The organism is Desulfobacula sp. (assembly GCF_014237455.1).
Lineage (GTDB): Bacteria > Desulfobacterota > Desulfobacteria > Desulfobacterales > Desulfobacteraceae > Desulfobacula.
Window position 1 is genome coordinate 66,971 of record NZ_JABZFL010000074.1, and the last position, 22,835, is coordinate 89,805.

At 41.5% G+C, this 22,835-nt stretch carries 23 protein-coding genes; 13 read left to right on the forward strand and 10 right to left on the reverse strand.

The window, feature by feature from the left end; all coding sequences use genetic code 11:
- The first annotated feature begins 243 nt into the window (after window positions 1-243).
- From HGJ91_RS10885 to HGJ91_RS10925, 9 genes are all read left to right on the forward strand, one after another.
- Window positions 244-723 carry a DUF523 domain-containing protein gene (locus HGJ91_RS10885; protein WP_291347775.1) on the forward strand — a complete coding sequence of 160 codons (480 nt, stop codon included), beginning with the start codon at window positions 244-246 and terminating at the stop codon, window positions 721-723.
- 339 nt (window positions 724-1,062) lie between these two features.
- Entirely contained in the window at window positions 1,063-1,809 is a 747-nt protein-coding gene (locus tag HGJ91_RS10890) for a hypothetical protein (protein ID WP_291347776.1), read from the forward strand.
- A gap of 54 nt (window positions 1,810-1,863) precedes the next feature.
- The gene (locus HGJ91_RS10895; RefSeq protein WP_291347777.1) at window positions 1,864-2,619 is read left to right on the forward strand and encodes a glycyl-radical enzyme activating protein; all 756 of its coding nucleotides are present in this window, start codon (window positions 1,864-1,866) and stop codon (window positions 2,617-2,619) included.
- A gap of 2 nt (window positions 2,620-2,621) precedes the next feature.
- A complete protein-coding gene (gene hypD / locus HGJ91_RS10900) occupies window positions 2,622-4,982 on the forward strand; it encodes a trans-4-hydroxy-L-proline dehydratase (RefSeq protein ID WP_291347778.1) in 2,361 nt (786 codons plus the stop codon).
- 171 nt (window positions 4,983-5,153) lie between these two features.
- Window positions 5,154-6,707 (forward strand): ABC transporter substrate-binding protein, encoded by a 1,554-nt coding sequence (locus HGJ91_RS10905; RefSeq protein WP_291347779.1) that lies wholly within the window; start codon window positions 5,154-5,156, stop codon window positions 6,705-6,707.
- Window positions 6,708-6,800: 93 nt separating this feature from the next.
- The gene (locus tag HGJ91_RS10910) at window positions 6,801-7,784 is read left to right on the forward strand and encodes an ABC transporter permease (RefSeq protein ID WP_291347780.1); all 984 of its coding nucleotides are present in this window, start codon (window positions 6,801-6,803) and stop codon (window positions 7,782-7,784) included.
- Complete coding sequence (locus HGJ91_RS10915) at window positions 7,781-8,701, forward strand: ABC transporter permease (RefSeq protein WP_291347781.1); 921 nt, start codon at window positions 7,781-7,783, stop codon at window positions 8,699-8,701. The genes HGJ91_RS10910 and HGJ91_RS10915 overlap by 4 nt, the downstream gene beginning before the upstream one ends.
- A gap of 11 nt (window positions 8,702-8,712) precedes the next feature.
- Window positions 8,713-9,672: an ABC transporter ATP-binding protein gene (locus HGJ91_RS10920; RefSeq protein ID WP_291347782.1), complete on the forward strand. Its 960-nt coding sequence runs from the start codon at window positions 8,713-8,715 to the stop codon at window positions 9,670-9,672.
- A gap of 14 nt (window positions 9,673-9,686) precedes the next feature.
- Window positions 9,687-10,703 (forward strand): ABC transporter ATP-binding protein, encoded by a 1,017-nt coding sequence (locus tag HGJ91_RS10925; protein WP_291347783.1) that lies wholly within the window; start codon window positions 9,687-9,689, stop codon window positions 10,701-10,703.
- Window positions 10,704-10,720: 17 nt separating this feature from the next.
- Here the strand turns inward: HGJ91_RS10925 and HGJ91_RS10930 are convergent, their stop codons facing one another.
- From HGJ91_RS10930 to HGJ91_RS10955, 6 genes are all read right to left on the reverse strand, one after another.
- Window positions 10,721-11,695, reverse strand: coding sequence for an ABC transporter ATP-binding protein (locus tag HGJ91_RS10930; RefSeq protein ID WP_291347784.1), 975 nt, complete (start codon window positions 11,693-11,695; stop codon window positions 10,721-10,723).
- Window positions 11,688-12,665 (reverse strand): ABC transporter ATP-binding protein, encoded by a 978-nt coding sequence (locus HGJ91_RS10935; RefSeq protein WP_291347785.1) that lies wholly within the window; start codon window positions 12,663-12,665, stop codon window positions 11,688-11,690. The genes HGJ91_RS10930 and HGJ91_RS10935 overlap by 8 nt, the downstream gene beginning before the upstream one ends.
- 1 nt (window position 12,666) lies before the next feature.
- Complete coding sequence (locus HGJ91_RS10940; protein ID WP_291347786.1) at window positions 12,667-13,560, reverse strand: ABC transporter permease; 894 nt, start codon at window positions 13,558-13,560, stop codon at window positions 12,667-12,669.
- 16 nt (window positions 13,561-13,576) lie between these two features.
- Window positions 13,577-14,581 carry an ABC transporter permease gene (locus HGJ91_RS10945; RefSeq protein WP_291347787.1) on the reverse strand — a complete coding sequence of 335 codons (1,005 nt, stop codon included), beginning with the start codon at window positions 14,579-14,581 and terminating at the stop codon, window positions 13,577-13,579.
- Between the two features lie 66 nt (window positions 14,582-14,647).
- The gene (locus HGJ91_RS10950) at window positions 14,648-16,252 is read right to left on the reverse strand and encodes an ABC transporter substrate-binding protein (protein WP_291347788.1); all 1,605 of its coding nucleotides are present in this window, start codon (window positions 16,250-16,252) and stop codon (window positions 14,648-14,650) included.
- Window positions 16,253-16,418: 166 nt separating this feature from the next.
- A complete protein-coding gene (locus HGJ91_RS10955) occupies window positions 16,419-16,610 on the reverse strand; it encodes a hypothetical protein (RefSeq protein ID WP_291347789.1) in 192 nt (63 codons plus the stop codon).
- Window positions 16,611-16,743: 133 nt separating this feature from the next.
- Between HGJ91_RS10955 and HGJ91_RS10960 the strand changes: the two genes are divergently transcribed.
- Window positions 16,744-17,697, forward strand: a complete 954-nt coding sequence (locus tag HGJ91_RS10960; protein ID WP_291347790.1) for a LysR family transcriptional regulator — start codon at window positions 16,744-16,746, stop codon at window positions 17,695-17,697.
- 39 nt (window positions 17,698-17,736) lie between these two features.
- Here the strand turns inward: HGJ91_RS10960 and HGJ91_RS10965 are convergent, their stop codons facing one another.
- Entirely contained in the window at window positions 17,737-18,534 is a 798-nt protein-coding gene (locus HGJ91_RS10965; protein ID WP_291347791.1) for an alpha/beta hydrolase, read from the reverse strand.
- A 120-nt stretch (window positions 18,535-18,654) separates the two neighbouring features.
- Here HGJ91_RS10965 and HGJ91_RS10970 point away from each other — a divergent pair, with 120 nt between their 5' ends.
- Entirely contained in the window at window positions 18,655-19,317 is a 663-nt protein-coding gene (locus HGJ91_RS10970) for a LysE family transporter (protein ID WP_291347792.1), read from the forward strand.
- Window positions 19,318-19,390: 73 nt separating this feature from the next.
- Here HGJ91_RS10970 and pspC read toward each other — a convergent pair whose 3' ends face one another.
- The 3 genes from pspC to HGJ91_RS10985 are packed head-to-tail and all read right to left on the reverse strand — an operon-like array spanning window position 19,391 to window position 20,799.
- Window positions 19,391-19,831: an envelope stress response membrane protein PspC gene (pspC, locus tag HGJ91_RS10975; protein WP_291347793.1), complete on the reverse strand. Its 441-nt coding sequence runs from the start codon at window positions 19,829-19,831 to the stop codon at window positions 19,391-19,393.
- Window positions 19,828-20,082 carry a phage-shock protein gene (locus tag HGJ91_RS10980; protein WP_291347794.1) on the reverse strand — a complete coding sequence of 85 codons (255 nt, stop codon included), beginning with the start codon at window positions 20,080-20,082 and terminating at the stop codon, window positions 19,828-19,830. The genes pspC and HGJ91_RS10980 overlap by 4 nt, the downstream gene beginning before the upstream one ends.
- A gap of 33 nt (window positions 20,083-20,115) precedes the next feature.
- Complete coding sequence (locus tag HGJ91_RS10985; protein ID WP_291347795.1) at window positions 20,116-20,799, reverse strand: PspA/IM30 family protein; 684 nt, start codon at window positions 20,797-20,799, stop codon at window positions 20,116-20,118.
- A 231-nt stretch (window positions 20,800-21,030) separates the two neighbouring features.
- On the opposite strand from HGJ91_RS10985, the gene pspF reads away from it, so the two are divergent.
- Together pspF and HGJ91_RS10995 are read left to right on the forward strand one after the other, a co-directional pair.
- A complete protein-coding gene (gene pspF, locus HGJ91_RS10990) occupies window positions 21,031-22,095 on the forward strand; it encodes a phage shock protein operon transcriptional activator (protein ID WP_291347796.1) in 1,065 nt (354 codons plus the stop codon).
- A 253-nt stretch (window positions 22,096-22,348) separates the two neighbouring features.
- Window positions 22,349-22,822, forward strand: coding sequence for a 4Fe-4S dicluster domain-containing protein (locus tag HGJ91_RS10995; RefSeq protein WP_291347797.1), 474 nt, complete (start codon window positions 22,349-22,351; stop codon window positions 22,820-22,822).
- Window positions 22,823-22,835: the final 13 nt, after the last annotated feature.

Consider the following 22,835-nt stretch of genomic DNA (forward strand, 5'->3'; position numbering starts at 1 on the left):
ATGAATTGATGCTCACTGAAATGAACCCGATAATATTTATTCCGAAATAATTGGAAGCATTGTATTTATTAAATGTTTTGCTTAATAAAAATAGAAAGTTATAAAATTTATTATGTGCCATGAATTTTAAAATACTCCGCTTGAGCACCTGCCATTAAAAAATGAATGCCAATTCATTGCATTTAATTTTAAATGTGTCAATGATTATTTTTACAAATTTAGAATAATCTTATATGCTTTGGTATGGGAAAAATTTTAATAAGTGGTTGCCTTGTAGGAGATCTGGTCAGATATGACGGCAAACATGTGCCTTTAACGGATGAATCGTTGCGCAAATGGAGCCGGAAAGGATTGGTTGTAAGCGTCTGTCCTGAAGTTTTGGGTGGATTGAAAATCCCGAGGCTTCCAGCTCAAATCGTGAATGGAAACGGCCTGGACGTTTTAGAAGGGAAGGCAAAGGTGGTGGATATTGAGGGCAATGATGTAACACTTCCTTTTATCAGAGGGGCTGAATATGCGCTCAGTGTTGCAGAAAAATATGATATTCAGATTGCAATATTAAAGGAAAAAAGTCCTTCTTGCGGCGTGCACCATATCTATGACGGTCATTTTGACTCTAATCTTATACTAGGCTTTGGCGTTACCACTGCGATTTTGAAACAAAGCGGAATCAAGGTTTTTTCAGAAAATGAACTGGATCAGATACCGCGAGATTATAGATAAGCCTTTAAATTAGCAATATATGCGTCAACTGGCCGTCTGGATCTGCCAATTGCCTTGTCGATTTTGAAAGGTGTTAATTTGGGATTTTATTTAATCTCAGGGGACATATTGGCTCACTACCTAAAATATTTTCCATTTTTGATCTTGCCAACACCCGGTATAAACGATAAAGTTTTTTATAGTAAAAAAGTAACCCGTCAAAGACATGGCACGCCGAGTTGTCGGATTTGTAAGAAAGTCCGTCCGGCATCCTTATTTCAACGGTCTTGACTTGTCCAATAAGGTGGGGGCAATCTTATTTTTAGAATTCATTCCGGTTCAATAAGAAACATGGAAAATATGGAGAAAAATAATTGGATTTTTTTGACAAGAGATGAAGCTCTGGATGCCATTGCAATTGATTTCCAGCAATATGGCCCCCAGCCCCTGATTTTCAGGGAACTCGCCCCTTTGATCCTGAAAAATCGGTACAGGATTGTACAACAAGGAAAAGATACCAGCCTATGGATTCAACACGGCCGGGAGTATCCGCTACAAAAGATTGATGACAAAGATCTGGGCTTTTATTTTTCTCATATATTGGAGACAACAAAATACCCGTTGAAAATTATAGCCCGCATCTGCGCCATTGTCTTTCAGACCCGGGTTTGCCCTGGAATGGCGGTAGAAAAGGACAAGTATGGTCTCTGGATTGAAAACCATATGAATGGGTTTACCTGCTGTCGGTGTGGGCACTGTTGCAGAAGTCTCGGGTATAGCAATGATTGCACAAAAGAAGATTACCTCAGGTGGCAGGCCCTTGGCCGCAGGGATATTATGGAACGGGTTATGATTATTCAAGAAAAAGGTAAAGACACTCAGTACAGGATCTGGCTGGATCAGGATACTGGTGTCATTGCCCGGACATGCCCCTGGCTGAAGCCAAAGCCGCAAGAACAAAGTTTTTGCTGTCTGATTCAGGATATAAAACCAGAGGTCTGCCAACAGTATCCATTTACCCGAAAACATGCCATTATGACAGGCTGTAAGGGCGAGTTTCGGCCATCCCCTCAGGGAAAACCCCCTGGCCGGTCTTTAGACCATTGAACAACCGATTCAGGTCGTGTTGCGTTAACACTGATTTGATGGAGAAAAATTTGAATGCTTGAAAATCCATATGTTTTTAAAATCCAGAGATATTCCATTCATGATGGCCCTGGAATAAGAACCACGCTTTTTTTTCAAGGCTGCCCTTTGTCCTGTCACTGGTGCCATAACCCCGAAAGCCAGAAAAAGTCCTTGCAAACAGATGCAGAAGATATGGACAGGGTCGCTGCCGATTTAATGGAAGAAATTGAAAGAGATCTTATTTTCTATGATGAGTCAGGTGGCGGGGTAACTTTTTCAGGCGGGGAGCCGTTGTGTCAACCGAAATTATTATTCAAACTATTGGATCTGTGCCGAAAGAAAGAGATTCATACCTGCCTCGACACTTCAGGATATACTGACGTTAAGATTCTTTTGAAGGCGGCAGAAAAAGTGGATTTGATTCTTTATGATATTAAATTGATAGATGAGACGGCGCATCAAGAATATACCGGGGAAAGCGGCTGCCTTGTACTGGATAATTTAAAACAATTATCAAACCAAAGGGCCAATATCAGGTTACGGTTTCCCCTCATCCCGCAGATGACGGATACAGACGAAAACATTGGCAGGATTATGGTTTTTTTAAAAGAAAATACAATTTACCGGGATATTCATATCCTGCCGCTTCATAAGGCAGGTGAGGCGAAATATAATTTTTTGAATATGAAAAATCATATGGAAGACATACAACCGCCATCCAAAGAAAGGGTTTTAAACGTAAAAGAACAATTTGAATCCAGGGGATTCGGTGTGGCAATCGGGGGATAAAAATGAATTCAAGAATAAAAAGCTTAAGAAAAAAAACAAGACAAAAAGAGGTGACCGTCTCCCATGAAAGGGCTGAGCTTGTTACCGCTTTTTTCAAGACCTATGTCAGTATGGATGAATCTATTCCGGTTCAAAGAGCATTGTGTCTGAAACATGTGCTTGAAAATAAAAAAATATTTATCGATGACAATGAACTGATTGTCGGAGAACGGGGACCCGAACCCAAAGCGGTTCCGACATATCCTGAAATCTGCCTGCATTCTTTGGAAGATCTTGAGATTTTAAACTCAAGACCCAAGGTGCCCTATAAGGTTTCAGAGGAAACAAAAGCAATCTATAAAGAAAAGATTATCCCGTTCTGGAAAGGTAAGACCATAAGGGAAAAGATTTTTGCTGCCATGGAGGATCAGTGGATTGATTCTTTTAATGCCGGAATTTTTACCGAGTTTCAGGAGCAGCGGTCTCCGGGGCATACTGCCGGCGGTGAGTTGATTTATCAAAAAGGATTCAATGATCTGAAAACAGATATTGGGCACTGTCTTGGGAACATTAATTTTTTTGAAGATAAAGAGGCCCTTGAAAAGCAGGAAATCTTAAAATCTTTTGATATTGCAGCAGATGCCCTGATCGCCTTTGCCGAACGGCATGCAGATGAACTGGAACACATGGCAAAAGATGAAACAGATTCCAAACGAAAAGCAGAGCTTGAGAATATGGCCTGTGTCTGCCGGAGAGTGCCTGCCAGAAAACCTGAAACTTTTCACGAGGCCTTGCAGTATTACTGGTTCCTTCATGTCGGGGTCATCACGGAACTCAATCCCTGGGATGCCTACAACCCGGGAAGATTTGATCAGAACCTTTATCCTTTTTATAAAAAGGATATTGAGAGCGGGATATTGACAAGGGAAGAAGCAAAGGAAATGCTTTGTTGTTTCTGGATAAAATTTCATAACCATCCGGCCCCTCCAAAGGTGGGCGTAACTGCCAGGGAAAGTAATACTTATGTGGATTTTTGTCTGATCAACCTTGGCGGAGTCACAAAGGATAATCAGGATGGCGTTAATGAATTGACCTACCTCACCCTTGATGTGATTGAAGAGATGAGACTCCTGCAGCCAAGCTCCATGATCCAGGTATCACGGAAAAATCCGGATCGGTTTATCAGGCGGGCCTTGAAAATTATTGCCACGGGATTTGGTCAACCATCAGTGTTTAATACCGATGCTATTATCCAGGAGATGATTCTTCATGGCAAATCTGTGGAAGATGCGAGAAAAGCTGGTGCCTCGGGCTGCGTAGAAGCAGGGGTCTTTGGAAAGGAATGCTATATTCTGACAGGCTATTTTAATCTTCCCAAAATTTTTGAAATCACCCTTTACAATGGCTGGGATCCAAGGACAGAAAAGCAGATCGGTCTTAAAACAGGAGACCCCATAAGTTTTGAAATATTTGACAATTTTTTTGATGCCTATAAAAAGCAATTGGAGCATTTTGTTAATATCAAAATCAGGGGTAACAATATAATTGAACAGATTAACGCAAGGTACATGCCTGTTCCCTTACTTTCCCTTGTTACCGAAGATTGTATAAAAAATGCAAAAGATTATAACCAGGGGGGTGCCAGATACAATACCTCCTATATCCAGGGTGTGGGCATGGGAACTATTACAGATTGTTTTTCATCACTGAAATATAATGTATATGATAAGCAGCATATCTCCATGAAAACCATGATGGAGGCGCTGGAAAAAGACTTTGAGGGAAACGATATCCTTATTCACAGGCTGGATCAAACGCCCAAGTATGGCAATGATGATGATTATGCAGATGAGATATTAAAGACAGTGTTTAAGGTTTTCCATGGATTGGTAACCAAAAGACCCAATGCTAAGGGAGGGGTTTTTCGGATTAATCTTTTATCCACTACCTGTCATGTTTACTTTGGTGAAATCACCGGTGCGTTGCCCGATGGGAGGAAAAAGGGTGTGCCGGTTTCCGAAGGAATATCTCCGGTACAGGGGGCTGACCGGTGTGGCCCCACAGCCGTATTGAAATCTGTAGCCAAAATCGATCATTTAAAGACAGGTGGGACACTCTTAAATCAAAAATTTTTGCCCGATCTTTTTAAAGAGAAAAAGGAACTTCAGGCTCTGGTGCATTTAATCCGCTCCTATTTTAAAATGGATGGCCACCATGTACAGTTTAACGTGGTGGCAGAAGAGACGTTAAGGGATGCCCAGAAGCATCCGGAAAACCATCAAGATCTGATCGTCAGAGTGGCGGGATATTCCGATTATTTTGTGGATCTTACTTTGGCTTTGCAGGAAGAGATTATACTTAGAACAGCCCATACCAATTTTTAAGGTGTCGGTGTTTTTCAAAATTTTGATATCGAGAATTGCTGTAAATTCCTTGACCCCTTGGCTATTTTTTGATAGGTGAAATTTATTCGTGACAGCTATTTTTTTTTATCACCAAAATATGCCTGAAAAATATATTTTGGTATATGTTTTAATTTTATAATGGAGGATAGGATGAAAAAATTAATTTTAATTGGTTTAAGTTTATTTATGGTTTTATCTTTTACCTGTACTGCCAGTGCCAAGACCTTAAAAGTGGGTCTTGATGCCGACCCCGTGTCCCTTGACCCTCAGGTACAGCTTTCAGGTGGGATGCTTCAGCTCTCACACTGGGTATTTGATCCGCTTGTAAGGTGGAATAAGGATCATCAGATTGTCCCCCGTCTTGCTTCAAAGTGGGAAAGACTGGATGAATTGACCGTTCGTTTTTATCTTTTAAAAGGCGTAAAATTTCACAGTGGCAACCCATTTACAGCAAAAGATGTCAAATGGTCTTTTGCACGTCTGCAGAAAAGTGTTGACTTTAAAGGTCTTTTTGAACCCTTTGAAAGCGTTACCATTGTTGATGATTACACAGTGGATATAAAAACAAAAAAAGCCTATCCCCTTCTTTTGAACATGGCAACCTATATTTTCCCAATGGATAGTGTATTTTACACAGGAACCGATGCAACCGGACAACCCAAAGATGCCTGTGTGAAATTTACACATACCTTTGCAAATGGAAATGAATCCGGAACGGGTGCCTTTGTTGTTAAAAAATTTGAACAGGGTGTTGTGCTTGAAATGGAACGGTTTAAAGACTACTGGGATACAAAATCTCCTGGTAATGTTGACAAAGTCGTCCTGACGCCCATTAAAAATAATGCAACACGGGTTGCAGCGCTTTTATCCGGTGATGTTGATTTTATTTCTCCGGTTCCTCCCACAGATTTTAAACGGATTAATTCCGATTCCAAAGTTGATCTGGTTACACTGAACGGCGGACGTATCATTACGTTTCAGATGAATCAGGATAGAGTTGCAGCCTTTAAAGATGCCAGAGTTCGAAATGCCATCTGTTATGCAGTTAACAATACGGGTATCGTGGAAAAAATAATGAAGGGAACGGCATCAGTTGCTGCACAGCAAAGCCCTGTGGGTTATGTTGGATACAAAGAAAGCCTTAAACCAAGATTTGATCTTGATAAAGCCAAAGCCCTCATGAAAGAAGCAGGCTATGCTCAAGGGTTTGAAATTACGATGATGGCGCCAAATGATCGGTATGTTAATGATGCAAAAATTGCAGAAGCAACCGCTCAGATGCTGGGTAAAATTGGTATTAAAGTGAATCTTAAAACCATGCCAAAGGCGCAGTACTGGGATGAATTTGATAAAAGAGCCGCTGATATGATGATGATTGGATGGCATTCAGATACTGAAGATTCCGGTAATTTCTCTGAATTTTTAACCATGTGTACCAATGCCGACACAGGATATGGCCAGTATAACAGTGGTGCTTACTGCAACAAAAAAATTGATGAACTTGTTCTTGGTGCTCAGTCAGAGACGGATATGGCTAAAAGAGCGGCAATGCTTAAGGAAGTGGAACAGATTCTTTTTGATGAGGCTGCCTTTTTACCATTTCACTGGCAAAATCATTCCTATGCTGCAAAGAAAAACTTTAAGATCGAACCCATTGTTAATGCACTGAACTTTCCTTATTTTAGTGACCTTGTAGTAGAATAAAAAGATTAGATAATTTTAAATTATCTTACTATTCACCAGGGGTCTGTTTACAGACCCCTGGTCATCTAAATCAACACAACACAAGATAAATTTATGTTTGCATTCATTATAAGAAGAGCTTTCCAGGCAATCATGGTCATGCTGGTCATCAGTTTGATTGGATTTTCAATAAAAAGCAATATTGGTGATCCGGTCAGAGACCTTGTGGGTGAAAGGGTTACACCGGCAGAAAGAGCGGCAATCGCTGATCAACTGGGTCTAAATGATCCTTTTCTCAAACAGTATACACGATTTGTAAAAAATGTTTGTCATGGTGACTTTGGAACATCTTTAATCTATCGGAAACCCTGTCTTGAGGTCATATTAAAACATGCACCTGCAACCATTGAACTTGTTCTAGGTGCCGCCTTAATCATTATTTTAATTTCTTTACCATTGGGGGTGTTTGCAGCTTTAAAACCCAAACATCTGTTTTCCCGGTTTCTCATGGGGTTTTCTACATTAGGCGTTTCAATCCCTGTCTTTTTAACCGCTATTATGTTTATTTATCTCTTTTCTGTGATTCTGGGCTGGCTGCCATCCTATGGCAGGGGTGAAACGGTTGATATTTTTAATAATGGCTACTGGAATTCTGGCTTTTTAACCCTGGATGGATTGCAACATCTGGTTCTCCCCTGTGTCTCTCTTGCATCGATTATGCTGCCCTTATATATCCGCCTCATCCGGTCTGAAATGATGGAGGTTCTTGAAACAGAATATATTAAATATGCCTGGGCAAAAGGCCTTGCGCCCATGCGCATCTGGCTTGTTCACGCCTTTAAAAACACGTTGCTTCCCGTTGTCACTGTTTTTGGTTTACAAATTGGTATTATGTTTGCTTTTACAATCCTTACTGAAACCGTTTTTCAATGGCAGGGCATGGGGTTTATGTTTTTAGAAGCAATAGAACGGGCTGATATTTCTCTTTTAATTGCATATCTGGTTATCGTGGCAAGTGTATTTGTTTTAGTCAATACTGTGGTTGATATATTTTATGGATTTATTAATCCCACAGTCAGAATATCAGGAACAAAATGAAAAGTTCATTACAAAAATTTAAAGAGTCATATTTTCTATACAGCTTCAAACAGGATAAAGTTGCCATGGCAAGCTTTATTGCAATTGTCATATTTATCATCCTCGCAATCACAGCGCCATGGATTGCGCCAATGGATCCCTATGATGCCAACAATATCGATATTATGAACTCTGAAATCCCTCCAAGCTGGAATGAAGGAGGGGAAAAAAGTTTTCCTTTGGGCACGGATAACATGGGAAGAGATATGCTTTCCACAATGTTATATGGTCTTAGAACATCCATAATGATCGGCATAGGCGCTGTGTCACTTCAGGCATTCATCGGTATTTTCATGGGATTGTCGGCAGGATATCTTGGGGGGAAAACCGATGCCATACTGATGCGGATAGCAGATATTCAATTTTCATTTCCGTATCTTATGCTGGCAATACTGGTGGGTGCAATTTTCCAGATTATTTTTGGCATCGGCCGATACGAACAACTGGCAGTCCCTCTTCTAATACTGATCATTGGTTTTGCGGAATGGCCAATGTACGCAAGAACCATTCGTGCTTCTGTCATGAGAGAAAAAAATAAAGAATATGTTGAAGCTGCAAAAGTCATCGGGTTATCAAAGTCAGTCATAATGGTCAGACATGTCCTGCCCAACTCCCTTACCTCCCTGATGGTTATTTCAACCATACAGATTGCAAATGCAGTTATGAGTGAAGCAGCCCTGTCTTTTCTGGGCCTGGGCATGCCGGTTACAATGCCTTCCCTGGGTTCTCTTATCAGGTCCGGGTTTGACTATATTTTCTCAGGATCATGGTGGATTACGGTTTTCCCCGGCGTTCTGCTTATTTTATTTGTACTTTCGATTAACCTGCTGGGTGACTGGCTAAGGGATGTACTTAACCCGAAACTTTATAAAGGATAGGATTTTTTTTAATGTCTCACCTATTAGAACTTCATGATCTTGAAGTAAAATTTGCATTGAGAACAGGCGATATTATAGCCATTGATGGTGTGGATTTGACTCTGGACAAAGGGGAAACTTTAGGATTGGTTGGAGAAAGCGGCGCCGGTAAATCTGTTACAGGGTTCTCAATCATAAATCTTATCAGCAAGCCCGGATATATCTCAAAAGGCAAAATTATTTTTGATGGAGAAGTGATAAGTTCATTTTCCGATGAAAAGATGCGTGAAATCAGGGGAAATAAAATAAGTATGATTTTTCAGGATCCAATGATGACCTTGAATCCAGTTTTTACCATTGGCACCCAAATGATTGAAACCCTGCTTGCCCATAAAAATATTTCAAAATCGGAAGCCACAAAGATTGCGCTTGAAAAACTTCAAAAAGTACAAATCCCGTCACCTGAAACACGGCTTGACCAGTATCCTCATGAATTATCAGGCGGCATGCGTCAAAGAATCATTATAGCGATTGCACTGCTTACGGATCCTCAAATCATTATTGCAGACGAACCCACAACTGCCCTGGACGTCACAATCCAGGCTGAAATCATGGATCTTTTACAAGAGCTGTGTGAAACAGATCATATGTCCCTGATCTTAATTACCCATGACCTTGCCGTTGTTTCCCAGGTTACTGAAGAAATAGCTGTAATGTATGCTGGAAAGATTATTGAATCAGGTGCCACCAATGAAGTCATATCCAATCCCCGACATCCTTATACCAAAGGACTGATTAATTCCATCCCAGGATCAATAAAACCTGGAGAAAAACTTCAGCAGATTCCCGGTATGATGCCGACACTTTCAAAAATTCCACCCGGGTGTGCATTTAATCCAAGATGCTTAGAAAAAATAGGAATTTGCGAAACCAATATTCCTGAGCCTAAAAAAACCGATGTTGGAACGATGGCGTCATGTCATCTGATATAAGGAAACTAAAAAAAATGTCTACCCCCATTCTGACCATTGATAACGTTGTTAAACATTTTGACATTACAGGCGGATTTCTTGATCAAATCCGATTTAAAAATGGAAAATTCAAACTGGAAAAGACAACGGTTAAAGCGGTCAACAATGTATCGCTTTCTATTAACCAAGGAGAAACCTTAAGTGTTGTTGGAGAAAGCGGGTGTGGAAAATCAACCCTTGCAAGGGTTGTTATGGGGCTCTATGCGCCAAATTCAGGACAGATCCTTTATAGCGGCAAAAGAATTGACAACCTCAGCCATAAAGAGATGCTGCCCTTTAGAAAAAAAATGCAGATGATCTTTCAGGATCCTTATGCTTCCTTAAACCCCAGAAAAACAGTACAAAGGACATTAGAAGAGCCTTTAAGATTCCATAACCCTAAAATGTCTTCAAAAAAAATTTACGATAAAATTGAAGAGATCATGGAGCAGGTCGGGGTTGACCCTGCATGGGCGAAAAGATTCCCCCATGAGTTCTCAGGGGGTCAGAGACAGAGAATAAGTATCGCACGGGGGTTAATACTTGATCCTGAGTTAATCGTTGCAGACGAACCTGTCTCAGCACTGGATGTATCCATACAGGCTCAAATTTTGAACCTGCTGATGGAAACCGGTAAAAAACGAAGGTTAACCTATCTTTTTATTACCCATGACTTATCCGTTGTACAGCACATCAGCACCAATGTTGCCGTTATGTATCTGGGGAACTTATGTGAACTCGCTGACTCAGGAACGCTTTTTGAAAACCCCCGTCATCCTTATACAAAAGCGCTTTTAAGTGCTATCCCCAAAATTGGTGAAACATCAGAAAAGCATATCAAGCTTAAAGGTGAGGTTCCCACTCCGATTCATCTCCCGTCGGGATGTGTTTTTCATGACAGGTGTGTCCACGCAAATGAAAGATGTGTCAATCAGATTCCTGAATTATTGACATTAGATAATGGCACGTGCGTCGCCTGCCATGCAGTGGAGGAAAACAGGGTAATATCCTGATAACAGGGATTGTTCTATTAAATAAAAAAGCAGGCTGCAAAATGCCCTTTTTCATGTTCGATAAATTCAGGTTCCTTTTGGGAACAGATATCCTGCCGTTTAGGACATCGGGTATGAAACCTGCAACCGGGCGGTGGGTTTATCGGGCTGGGCACATCTCCCATCAATGGCAGTGATTTCCTCTGGTAATTGGGGTCAGGCATGGGTGAAGACGATAAAAGGGCTTTGGTATAAGGGTGCAAAGAATTTTTATATAACTCTCCTGATTCGGCAAATTCAACGATTTTTCCAAGGTACATGACAGCGACTCTGTCTGAAATATATTCCACTACATGCAGGTCATGGGAAATAAACAGGTATGTCAGATTGAACTTTTCCTGAAGGTCTTTCAACAGGTTGATCACCTGGGCCTGGATGGAGACATCAAGGGCTGAGACGGCTTCATCACAGACAATGAATTCAGGTTTCAGAGCAATCGCTCTGGCAATACCGATTCTCTGTCGCTGTCCACCGGAAAACTGGTGGGGATACCTTCGCATGTATTCTTTTCCAAGTCCTACTGTTTCAAGTATCTCAGCTACTTCCCTGTCCCTTTGTGACCTGCTGCGCATCCCATGGACCAGGAGAGGTTCTCCTATGATCTGGGAAATTGATTTTCTCGGGTTAAGAGAGGAAAAAGGATCCTGGAAAATGATCTGCATTCTTTTTCTCAACTGGCGCATTGCTTCAGGTTCCAGATTTCCGATTCCCTGATCCTGGAAAAACACCTTGCCCGAGGTAGGCTCTTCCAGTCTTAAAATTGTTCTTCCAAGTGTTGATTTACCACATCCGGATTCTCCTACAAGCCCCAGGGTCTCGCCTTGTTGAATAGTGAGGCTGACGTTATCTACTGCTTTGACCGAGGCAATCTCCTTCATTAAAATACCACCCTTGATGGGATAATACTTAACCAGGTTTTCTACTCTGAGTAATGTTTTGGAATGATTAAGCATATTTTAAACACCGTACCATATGATTTTTACTTATATTACAGATCTGAGGACTTGTGGTCATGCAGTCCTTGAACACATCCGGACAACGATTTGAAAAATAGCATCCTTGGGGAAGATCGAATAATGACGGGACCGAACCTTTTATAGTCTGCAGCCTGTTCATGTCCATATTTTTGCCCAGAACAGGTATGGACTCCATCAATCCGATGGTATAGGGATGCTTGGGGTTGGCAAACAGGGTTTTGACGTCGGCGTATTCAACGATTTTCCCTGCATACATGACGGCCACCATCTGGGCCATTTCCGCAATCACCCCAAGGTCATGGGTGATAAATAAAATTGCGGCCCCTGTTTCAGATTTCAAGCGGTTCATCAGATCAAGGATCTGGGCTTGAATGGTTACATCCAAAGCTGTGGTGGGTTCATCGGCAATCATCAGTCTGGGGTTGCATGCCAGTGCCATGGCAATCATGACTCTCTGGCGCATACCCCCGCTCATTTGATGGGGATATTCGTCAATCCTTGTCTGCTGGTCCGGAATTCCAACCAGTTTGAACATTTCAATTACCCGGTTTTTCAATTCTTTTTTGGATAGATTCTTATGAAGTTCAATGACTTCCGAAACCTGATCTCCCACAGTGAAAACCGGGTTCAAAGAAGTCATGGGTTCCTGAAAGATCATACTGATCTTGTTGCCCCTGACTTTTCTCATCTGCTTCTCGGTGGCTTTTACCAGATCCTTTCCGTCAAATAGGATTTTTCCGCTCACAATTTTTCCGGGAGGCTCCGGAATCAGCCTCATGATGGAATGTGCAGTCACACTTTTTCCGCATCCAGATTCTCCCACTAGTCCTAAGGTCTGGCCAGGTGCGATGGTGATGCTGACATTATCAACAGCCTTGGCAATCCAGTCCCTGACGAAAAAATGTGTTCTAAGTTCTATTATATCAAGTAGATTGTCGTTATCCATTTTAATCCCTCATTCGCGGATCAAGAGCATCCCTTAATCCATCACCCAGCAGGTTGAATCCTAAAACAGCAAATAAAATAGCAAGTCCCGGCAGGGTCATAACCCATGAAGCCCTTAAAATCAATGATCTGCTCTGGGCAATCATTGCACCCCATTCGGGTGTGGGTGGCTGAGCACCCAGGCCCAGAAAGCTTAAGGCGGCCGCATCAAGAATGGCACTGGCAAAATTTAATGTTGTCTGGACAATGAGGGGGCCCAGGCAATTGGGAAGAATGGCAATAAAAATAATTCTGAATTCATTTGCCCCGATGGCCCTGGCAGCTGTCACATAGTCTTTCTCACATTCTTCAAGAACACTTCCCCGGACAATTCTTGCAAATCTGGGAATATAGGTTATTCCGATGGCAATCATGGCATTTTTCAGACTGGGTCCAAGATAGGCAACAATCACGATGGCCAGAAGAATATAGGGAAAAGAAAGAATAATATCCATAATTCTCATGGTGATATTATCTATCCATCCTTTCTTGTATCCTGAAACAGCACCGATCAGGGTGCCGAAAAAGAATGCAAGACTCACGCTGATGACAGATACCAACAGTGAGATTCTGGCGCCGTATATCAATCTGGAAAGTATGTCCCGCCCCAGGTCATCCGTACCGAGCAGATTCTTGGTAGTGCCGCCTTCGTACCAGACAGGGGGCTTGAGTTGGTCGTATAGGGATGTCTCGATCGGATCATGGGGACTGATATAGGGGGCAAATATAGCAACCATGATGAAAATGACAATAATAATCAGTCCTGCAACGGCTGTTTTATTCCGCCACAACTGACTGAGCTGTTCCAGCATGGGATGCCGGTCCAGGGTTTTTTTGTTAGTATTTTTCTTGCTCATAAACTTTACTTTTGGGTTATTTGATACTGATTTTAGGATTTATTACTGCATAGAGAAGATCAACAAACAGGTTAATCATGATAAAGATAGTGGCAATAATCAATGTCCCGCCCTGGATAACCATGTAGTCCCTCTGCATGACCGCATCATACATCCATTTGCCGACTCCGGGCCAGGCGAAAATGGTCTCGGTCAGGATAGCACCGCACAAAAGTACGCCGAACTGAAGGCCTATGGTCGTGACAACCGGAATCAATGCATTCCTCAATGCATGTTTGTAAACAACTTTGAATTTGGAAAGCCCTTTGGCCATTGCGGTTTTAATGTAGTCCTGTTTTAAGACCTCAAGCATGCTGGATCGGGTCATTCTGGCAATAATTGCCGTGGGAATAGTACTTAAAGTCACAGCAGGCATGATCAGATGCCAGATTGAATCTTTGAGTGCCACCCAGTTTTTAGTGATAATGGAATCAAGCACATAAAAATTTGTCACGACTTCCAGGTCGATCAAAACGCTCAAACGGCCGGAAATGGGCAGCCACCCGAGATTGACGGAAAATATCAGCATCAGCACAAGGCCCAGCCAGAATATGGGCATACTGACCCCTGTCAAGGCACCTAACATGCTCAGGTAGTCAAACACGGAATACTGCTTTGTGGCGGAAATAATCCCCAATATGATCCCCACAAAACATGAAATAAACAAGGCACACACAGACAATTCCAAGGTTGCAGGAAATCTGTGTTTGATCTCAGTCCAGACCTTTTGCCTTGTAAATATGGTTTCGCCAAGATCTCCTTTCATCAGGCGTTTCATGAACATGCCGTACTGGACATGAAGCGGTTCATTTAAGCCTAAGTGTTCCCTGACTTGATGAAGGGATTCTTCTGTTGCCCTCTCCCCCAGCATAAGTTCGGCTGGATCTCCCGGGGTCAGACGAAGCATAAAAAAGACGATCAATGACACGCCTAAAAGTGTTGGAACAAGAATAAAAATACGTCTAATAATATAAGCTAACATAATGTTATGATAATGTGTTTGAAAAGAAAAAGAGCTCTTTCAAGCTCTTTTCCTTTTTTTAGGTGTTTATTTAAACGACACGTTTTTCAATCTCACACTTCCGGTTGGATGAAGTTTGAAATTCATGACATTTTTGGTGGTAGGCCAGATAACAGTTGAATGGGCAATGGGAATAGTACCCACTTGATCAAAAATCACCTGGAGGGCTTTTTCATAGATTTTAGTACGTTCCGCCTGATCAATTGTGGTTTTGCCCTTGACTATCAGATTATGATATTCCTGGTTGTGCCACTGGGTCCTGATGGAGGGGGAAGCAAGGCCGTCAAAAAGAACCGCAAGGAAATTATCAGGATCACCATTGTCACCTGTCCATCCAAGCTGGAATAGATCCATGTCATCAGGCTGCTCACGTTGTTTTTTAAGATAAGTGCCCCAGTCATAGCTGACAATTCTTGCCTTGATACCGATCTTTGCAAGGTTTGAAATCATGGCTACACCGACCTTAAGACCTTCAGGGTTGTAGGGACGTGGAACCGGCATTGACCAAAGCGTAATTTCGCCCAGGCCTTTTCCATCTTTAAATCCGGCTTTTTCAAGTTCTTGTTTGGCAAGTTCCACATCAAAGGCATAGCCCGGGATGCTTTTATTATATCCCCACATGGTTGGCGGAATCGGGTTCTTTGCAATCTGGCCCATACCCTGATAGATATTATCAACAATGGCTTGCCTGTTGAGAGCATGTGCAATGGCTTTTCTTAAATGCAAATTGCTCTTCCAGGGTTCCTTGGTATGGTTGAAAGACAGGTAACCAACGTTCATGCCCGGCTGAGCAATAAGCTGGAGATTTTTATCTTTTTTGGCAAGAGGGATATCTGCCGGATTTGGGAACTGGCAGACATTGATGGAACCGGTTTTAAGTTCAAGGAATCTTACGGAGTTTTCAGGAATTGCCCTGAAAATGACTTTGTCAAAATAAGGGCCACCGGTTTTATCCCAGTACTCTTTAAATTTTTCAAGGACAATCTTATCATCCTTTACCCAGGAGACAAATTTAAAAGGTCCGGTACCAACCGGCTGTCTTAAAAATTCTTTTGGGTTGGAAAGAAAGGCTGTCGGGCTGATAATATCGGCGAAATCCATTCCCATGTTGGCAAGGAAAGGTGCCTCTACTCTTTTCAGCTTGAATACGACTGTGTATTCGCCGGTTGCTTCAATGGAACCGATGGTGGTGTCCATTTCCATGGATACCCAATACTCAGGCGTCCTATCCTGTTTAGGAATATCAAAACCTTTTCCAACGAATTTGACATTTTTCTCCTTCATCATCCTGCCGATGGAGAAAACAACTGCATTCGCATTAAACGGTGTGCCGTCATGAAATTTGACACCTTTCCTCAAATGGAATGTATATGTCAGACCATCCGCAGCAATATCCCAGGATTCAGCCAGGCCGGGTTCCAGAGCGGTTGATTCGTCCTTGTATGAAACCAGTGCTTCAAAGATATTATCACAGACCATAAACGAATTGCCGTCGGTTTCATATGCAGGATCAAGCCCTACGCTGTCACCGCCACGGCCGAAAACAAAGGTTCCGCCTGCTTTTGGAGCAGCAAGAACCGAACCGGAAAATAAAAACATAAATAATGTTAAAAAAATCCCTATTTTTTTCATTTCTCCCCCTTTGAAAATTGTGTTAAACAAAGAATAACAATGATCACTTCAACGAATCATTTCTGTCTAATAACAATGTTTACTATTAAAGTCAAAATAATTTGACTTGTTCCAGAAAATTTTCGATGGAGTATGAAATTTCTTTATCTTTATTTAAAAAATCAGATTAAAGAAAAGAAATCAGGTACACGAAGATCATGGAATTCATGACCCAGAATAATGCCTTTGCAGACCCGATACCCACCATGTCGGATTCAATTTTAAAAGAAATGATTCCGTTATGAATTGGGGTTGCAGAATCTTCAGGGGTAAAAAAATATATTATCACTCCCATAATTTTTTTGAGTAATGCTTTCATGTGTCACTCCTTTGGTTATTTTATTGTAACGACGATTGCCTGTTCCCAAAATGTTTTATTTATGTTGAAAATATAAAACGGTTTTGTTATTAAGTAAAATTAAAACAATTTAATCTTAGGTTAAGTATTGCTAATGCTTCCGGATTTTAACAGACTGAAAGTTTTTTATTATATTTTTGTACAAAAGAGTGTGGCCGGTGCAGCCAGGGAATTGAATGTTACGCCTTCCGCTGTAAGCCAGGCCCTGAATAAACTTGAGTGCGAGATAAACGTTCCTTTGTTCACACGACTTCACAAAAAACTTGTCCCAACTTTTGCTGGGGATCAATTATTTGAAATCCTTAAACCCTTTATCCGTGATCTTGAAGCCGGTATCAAACAGATGAGGCAGGCAAAACAGGTTCCCTCGGGTATGATCAGAATTGGTTCTCCCATTGAATTTGGTAAATCGTATTTTCCGGGACTGTTTGCATCCTTCAGGAAAAAATATCCAAAAGTTGTATTTACGATGAAACTGGGTGGTCCTGCCGAAATTTTTCCAATGGTTAAAGCCGGTGAGCTTGACTTTGGTCTAGTGGATATTTTTTTAACCCGGGATCAGGTGTTTGAGGATTTCGGAGTTTACAGTATTGAGCCTTTGATAGATGAAGAAGTGATCATGGCCTGCTCAAAAAAGTATTATGAAAAAGAAATAAAAGGAGATCATTCCTTTGAAAACCTGGTTTCAAAAGAGTTTATTTCATACCAGAAATCTTCCTTGACTCTGAAAAATTGGTTTAAACACCATTTTAATAAATTTTCAGCCGGATTAAACCGGGTTCTGACGGTTAACAGTCATCAAGCGGTTATTACCGGGATAAAAACTCAATTGGGTATGGGAGTGATTGCTTCACATATTGTCAGCAGGGACATTAAAAGGGGCAAAATCATCCCCATAAAAACAGACAAAAAGAATGTGATCAATAAGATATCACTGGTCCAGCTTCAGGATAAGGTGCCCAGCTTGACGGAAAAAACGTTTATAAATTTTCTAAAGACCGATATTCTTTTATCTGGTAAATCAAGGAAATTTGTTAACATTTCTTAAAACATGTCATTACTTTTGCAGGATTTTTTTTATAACACCTTATTCAAAAACCTGCGGCGTCAAAATTTTTTCTATGATTTTATTCACTTTTTTAAAGTGCGTAATGGGAGACATATGCCCGCCTGGAACAGAATGAATGGAACGGTCTGGAATGGTCTGTGCCAGGATCTGGAAGATTTGAAGCGATGATAAAGGGCTTTGTTCTCCTTTAATCATGCAAATGGGAATATTGATTTTTGAATAGTCTTCAAGGGTCAATGATTCGTTAAACAGGGCCTGAAAGTCAAGTAGTACCTTGTCAATGTATTGAATAAATATGGTTTGATTATTTGGTGCCAGTTTTTCAAATGTCCCTTTCCCGGACCAGTAATTAATAAATAATTGTGTGGCGTAGGTCCTGTTTTTTTTAAGTGCAGATGTTAATTGGTCGACAATGGCTGTAATCTCATTTCGGGCGCTTCCATCAGTCGGCAGCAGGTGAAAGGCAACGGGTTCAAACACGGTCAGAGTTTTGACCCTGCTAAGTATTTTAAGCAATAGTTTCAAGGCTATCGCACCTCCATACGAGTGGCCAATCAGATGAAATTGTTCATTGGTTTCTGTTTCTTTTGCCAAAATACCTTCGATGAGATTGATTTCATCCTCTGTTGAGAAGGTTTGAGGACTAAGAGGCAGTTCATTGTCTCCATAGCCTGCCAAATCAATGGCAATGGTTTTGAACTTGTGGCGTAATAGTTGGATTAATGGGTTCCACTGTTCCTTTGAACTCATTGAACTGTGAAGTAAAACAGCGACAGGCCCGTGGCCTATAACAGAATATCCCGGTGTCGTGTCCAATAATTTTCTCCTGTTTTTAAAAAAAAGCATAAAACCGACCCTTTATAGGGTATTCATACAATTATTACAATAAATTCATTAATGGTAAAATTCATGATGTCAGGAGGGTTTAAATAATGTATGGTGGCCTTTGCGCACTATGAATATATTGGAAGAGTGGGTGAAGTGATTCATTATTTAACCATTGGAACTATTTTGGGATTATCTGCCGGGTTGGCACCAGGACCATTATTGGCGCTGGTGATTTCAGAAACCATTTTGCATGATATCAGGGCCGGTATCAAAGTAGCCCTGGCCCCTCTGGTTACAGATTTACCCATTATTGTGTTGACGGTATTTATCCTGTCCAGGTTATCAGGCTTTCATGGCATATTGGGAGTGATTTCCCTTGTTGGTGGTATGTTGGTACTGGTTATGGGGATTCAGGGCATGAAAGCTAAAGGCGTAGAAATTGATATTCAAAAGGCTAGTCCAAGATCACTGACAAAAGGAATACTGGTCAATATGTTAAGCCCTCATCCTTATCTTTTCTGGCTGAGTGTGGGAGCACCCACAATGACCAGGGCAAATGATAAGCATGTTTTTGCCGCAGCAGCGTTTGTCATCAGCTTTTATGTGTTATTGGTCGGAACAAAAATAGTGCTGGCGATTCTGGTTGGAGAGTCCAAAGCTTTTTTAAAGGGCCGTGTCTATATTTATACTATGAAATTTTTAGGTTTTGCCTTGTGCACCCTTGCTGTCTTTCTTTTTAAGGATGGGTTCAGTCTTCTGGGAATATTATAACCATAGAAGCAACAACGGCTGCAATAATAATTTGTGCAGCCATTGTTGTTCGTAATGAAAAAAAGATGAAGGTCTATTCCCAGTCAAATTCCCTTGAAGTGACTGTATGTTCCATCCTCTGAATGCGGCGTTCAATATTTTTAAATTTTCTTTTGATTCTCTGGATGGCCGATTGCCTTGAACGGGTATAGGTGTCATAGAATTCTTCGTCTTTTTCATCACGCAAAGGGGAAACCGGTTCCATTTTCAGCAGCAGGCCTGCAACGATATACATGACGCCGATCGGCCAGAAGCCGGTAAAAAGAAATAAGACCAGGGTAATTATCCTCAGCCAGAAAACACTGAGATTAAAGTGTTCGGCAAGTCCCCGGCAGACGCCCATGAAGATGCCTTTTCTGGATCGATAGATCCCCTGGCTCGAGGTCAGAGCTTCAAGCCTGTCTCTGAGACCATTATAATGCCTTTTGTATTGTTTAAATTTATGGTTTCGTCTATGTCCATAGTGTCGCCTCATTTGTGAAAATCCTTTCTTTGGCGCTCAATCAGTATGGTTTCAAGCGCTTCAACCCGTTCTTCCATTTTTGACAGTCCATGATAAATATCCTGGATCATTTTAGTCTCTTCAGCATGGGCTTGTTTTTCTTTTTTGGACAGCCCCCCTGTTTTGGCGGCCCTGATGATGCCGATAATAAGCAATCCAAGGGTGGCGATTAAGAGTATTGCACCGCCAATGCAGAGTCCTACGATAAGTGCGCCAGTCATCATACTATTACTCCGATTTGATTAGTGTCTGAAGGTTTATGCATTATTCGTATCATTATTTTTTGAAGATTGGGAGGATTTTAATTTATCGAGTTCTGCTTCAATGTCGTCATCTGCCTCCAGGGCATCGAACTCCTCTTCAAGTGTTGCAGGCCTGCCATAGTTGACAAGGTCTGCCTCTGCTTCCATTCTTTCGATGTGATTTTCAAGTTCTTCAAATTTTAGCATTACATCGGCACTGTCCGCACGCCGGATTTCTTCCTGGGCTCTTTTTTTGCGTTTTGCCCGGATGTGTCTTTGTACCAGCATTCGTTGCTTTTCCCTGGCAGATTTGAGTTTGTTTTCAAGTTCCTGGATGTCATCGCGATATTGTTCAATGATCACACTCAGCTCGATTAATTCTACCTCAACAGCCTCGGATTTCTGTGTATACCGCCTTTTTTCCTGAAGTGCCTGTCTGGCCAGCGAATCTTTTTCTTTATTCACGGCAAGTTCAGCTTTATGAGCCCAGAAATCTTCTTTTTCCTGAATGTTGTCCAGAAATCTTTGAACTTTTTTTTGATTTGCAATGGCATTCGCGCAGGAAGATTTGATTTCAATCAATGTGTCTTCCATTTCTCTGATCATCAGCTTGATTAATTTTTCCGGATCTTCTGCTTTATCCAGCATGGCACTCATGTTTGATGCGACAATGTCTTTAAACCGTGTAAAAATTCCCATTTTGTTTTCTCCTTGTATGTAAAAATTATTTTTTCTAAAATTCATAGATACAAATAGCATTTTGCGTGCCAGGCTAGGTTTTTATTTTAAATACGCTTTAATTTTAGTGAGTTATGGTTATTGACTATTATGTATTATGTGTGGTAATATTTACCAATAAATGGTAATATAGACTAATAATAGAATTATTTTGCCATACACGCCGATTGTTTCAGGGGGAAAGGGGGAGGGATGGTTTTATCCGGTCAGAGCCAAGGGAGCAGCAAGCACTTTTCAATACCGGAAGCTTTGGGTCAGTCAGAGACTTTTCTTGAGTTTCAGGAGCAAATATCAAAGGTGGCATCCATTGAGCGCCCGGTTCTTATTCTCGGGGAACGCGGAACGGGTAAAGAGCTTGCAGCGTCAAGGATTCATTTTTTATCAAAACGGTGGCAAAAGCCTTTGGTGACATTGAATTGTTCGGCACTGACACCAACCCTGATAGGGTCTGAGTTGTTCGGGTATGAAAAAGGAGCGTTCACTGGTGCCGGCTTCCGGCGGCCAGGCCGATTTGAGAAAGCGTCCGAGGGCACACTTCTCCTAGATGAAGTTGGAACAATCCCCACAGAGGTTCAGGAAAAAATTTTAAGGGTAGTGGAGTATGGTAATTTTGAACGGGTCGGTTCCTCCGAGTCCATCCATGTTGATGTGCGGATTGTGGCGGCAACAAATGTGGATCTTTCTTTGATGGCGCAGTCCGGTGAGTTTAAGCAGGATCTTCTTGATCGGCTTTCGTTCGAAGTGATTTATGTGCCGCCGTTAAGAGAGAGAAAAGGGGATATCCTGGTCCTATCAAACCATTTTGCAGGGAGGATGGCGTTTGAGCTTGGCTGGGATGAAATACCCAGGATTTCTTCTCAGGCATTAAAGTCGCTTGAGGCGTATCCCTGGCCGGGAAATATCAGGGAATTAAAAAATGTCGTTGAACGGGCGGTCTATAAATCTTCGTTCGGTAAAATTAAAGAGGTTTCCTTTAACCCGTTTAATAATCCCTATGGAAATACTCTGGAAAACAGGGCGGTTAAAGTCCATACAGGTTCGCTGATTCCAGATGAATCAAAAGCCGGTGACTCTGTTGATATCATGGATGGGATTTTGAAAAAATCGTTCAAGGAGGCGGTGGGTGAGTTGGAGTGGTATCTGTTATCAAGGGCTTTAAAAGAGTGTCAATTTAACCAGAAAAAAGCAGCTAAAAGACTTGGGCTTTCCTATGATCAGTTTCGGGGTATTAAGAAAAAGTATGCAGGAAGGATCTGATAATAATTAAGTTACAGTTCATCATGATGAACAAATTGTATTAATGATATACTATTTTTTTGATTAGACGAAACCCCCGACAGGCATGATTAACCTATAATTTATTGGCCCGTAAAAAGAAGTTGACCCGTTTGGCTACATCGTGTATCATAACTACCATTGTGTTCATGATGCTGAACGGCTGTGCTTTAAATGCAAATTGATTCAATACTTTAGGAAAAGGTGGAGATGATAAGAATGGAGATCTTTAGCAATGGATGTTAAAACGCTCATAATCCATCCGGAGAAATGCAATAATTGCGGGGACTGTGAAACAGCATGCATTAATATCCGTACAAGTTTAAGTAGCCCCGGCCTGTCCTGTATTCGAATCCTGAAAGACAATGAAGATTTCTTTTTCCCCATCGCCTGCAAGCAGTGTGAAAATCCGCCCTGCATGGCAACCTGTCCCAAAGAGGCGATTTGTCGTGATGATGAACTTGCCCTGGTCTTGATTGACCGTCGAAAATGTGTGGGATGCGGCATGTGTGTATCTGCCTGCCCCTTTGGTGCAATGAAACTGGATAAACTAAAGGCTAAATCCTATAAATGTGATCTGTGCGGCGGTGATCCCGAATGTGTGAAAGTCTGTGAGCCAATGGCCATTGAATATCAGACGTTTGAAATGCTTAAAATACCCAATATGGTTCATGTGGCAGGAAAGCTGGCACGCCTGGCAAAACCTTAAAGTGATTGAAGAA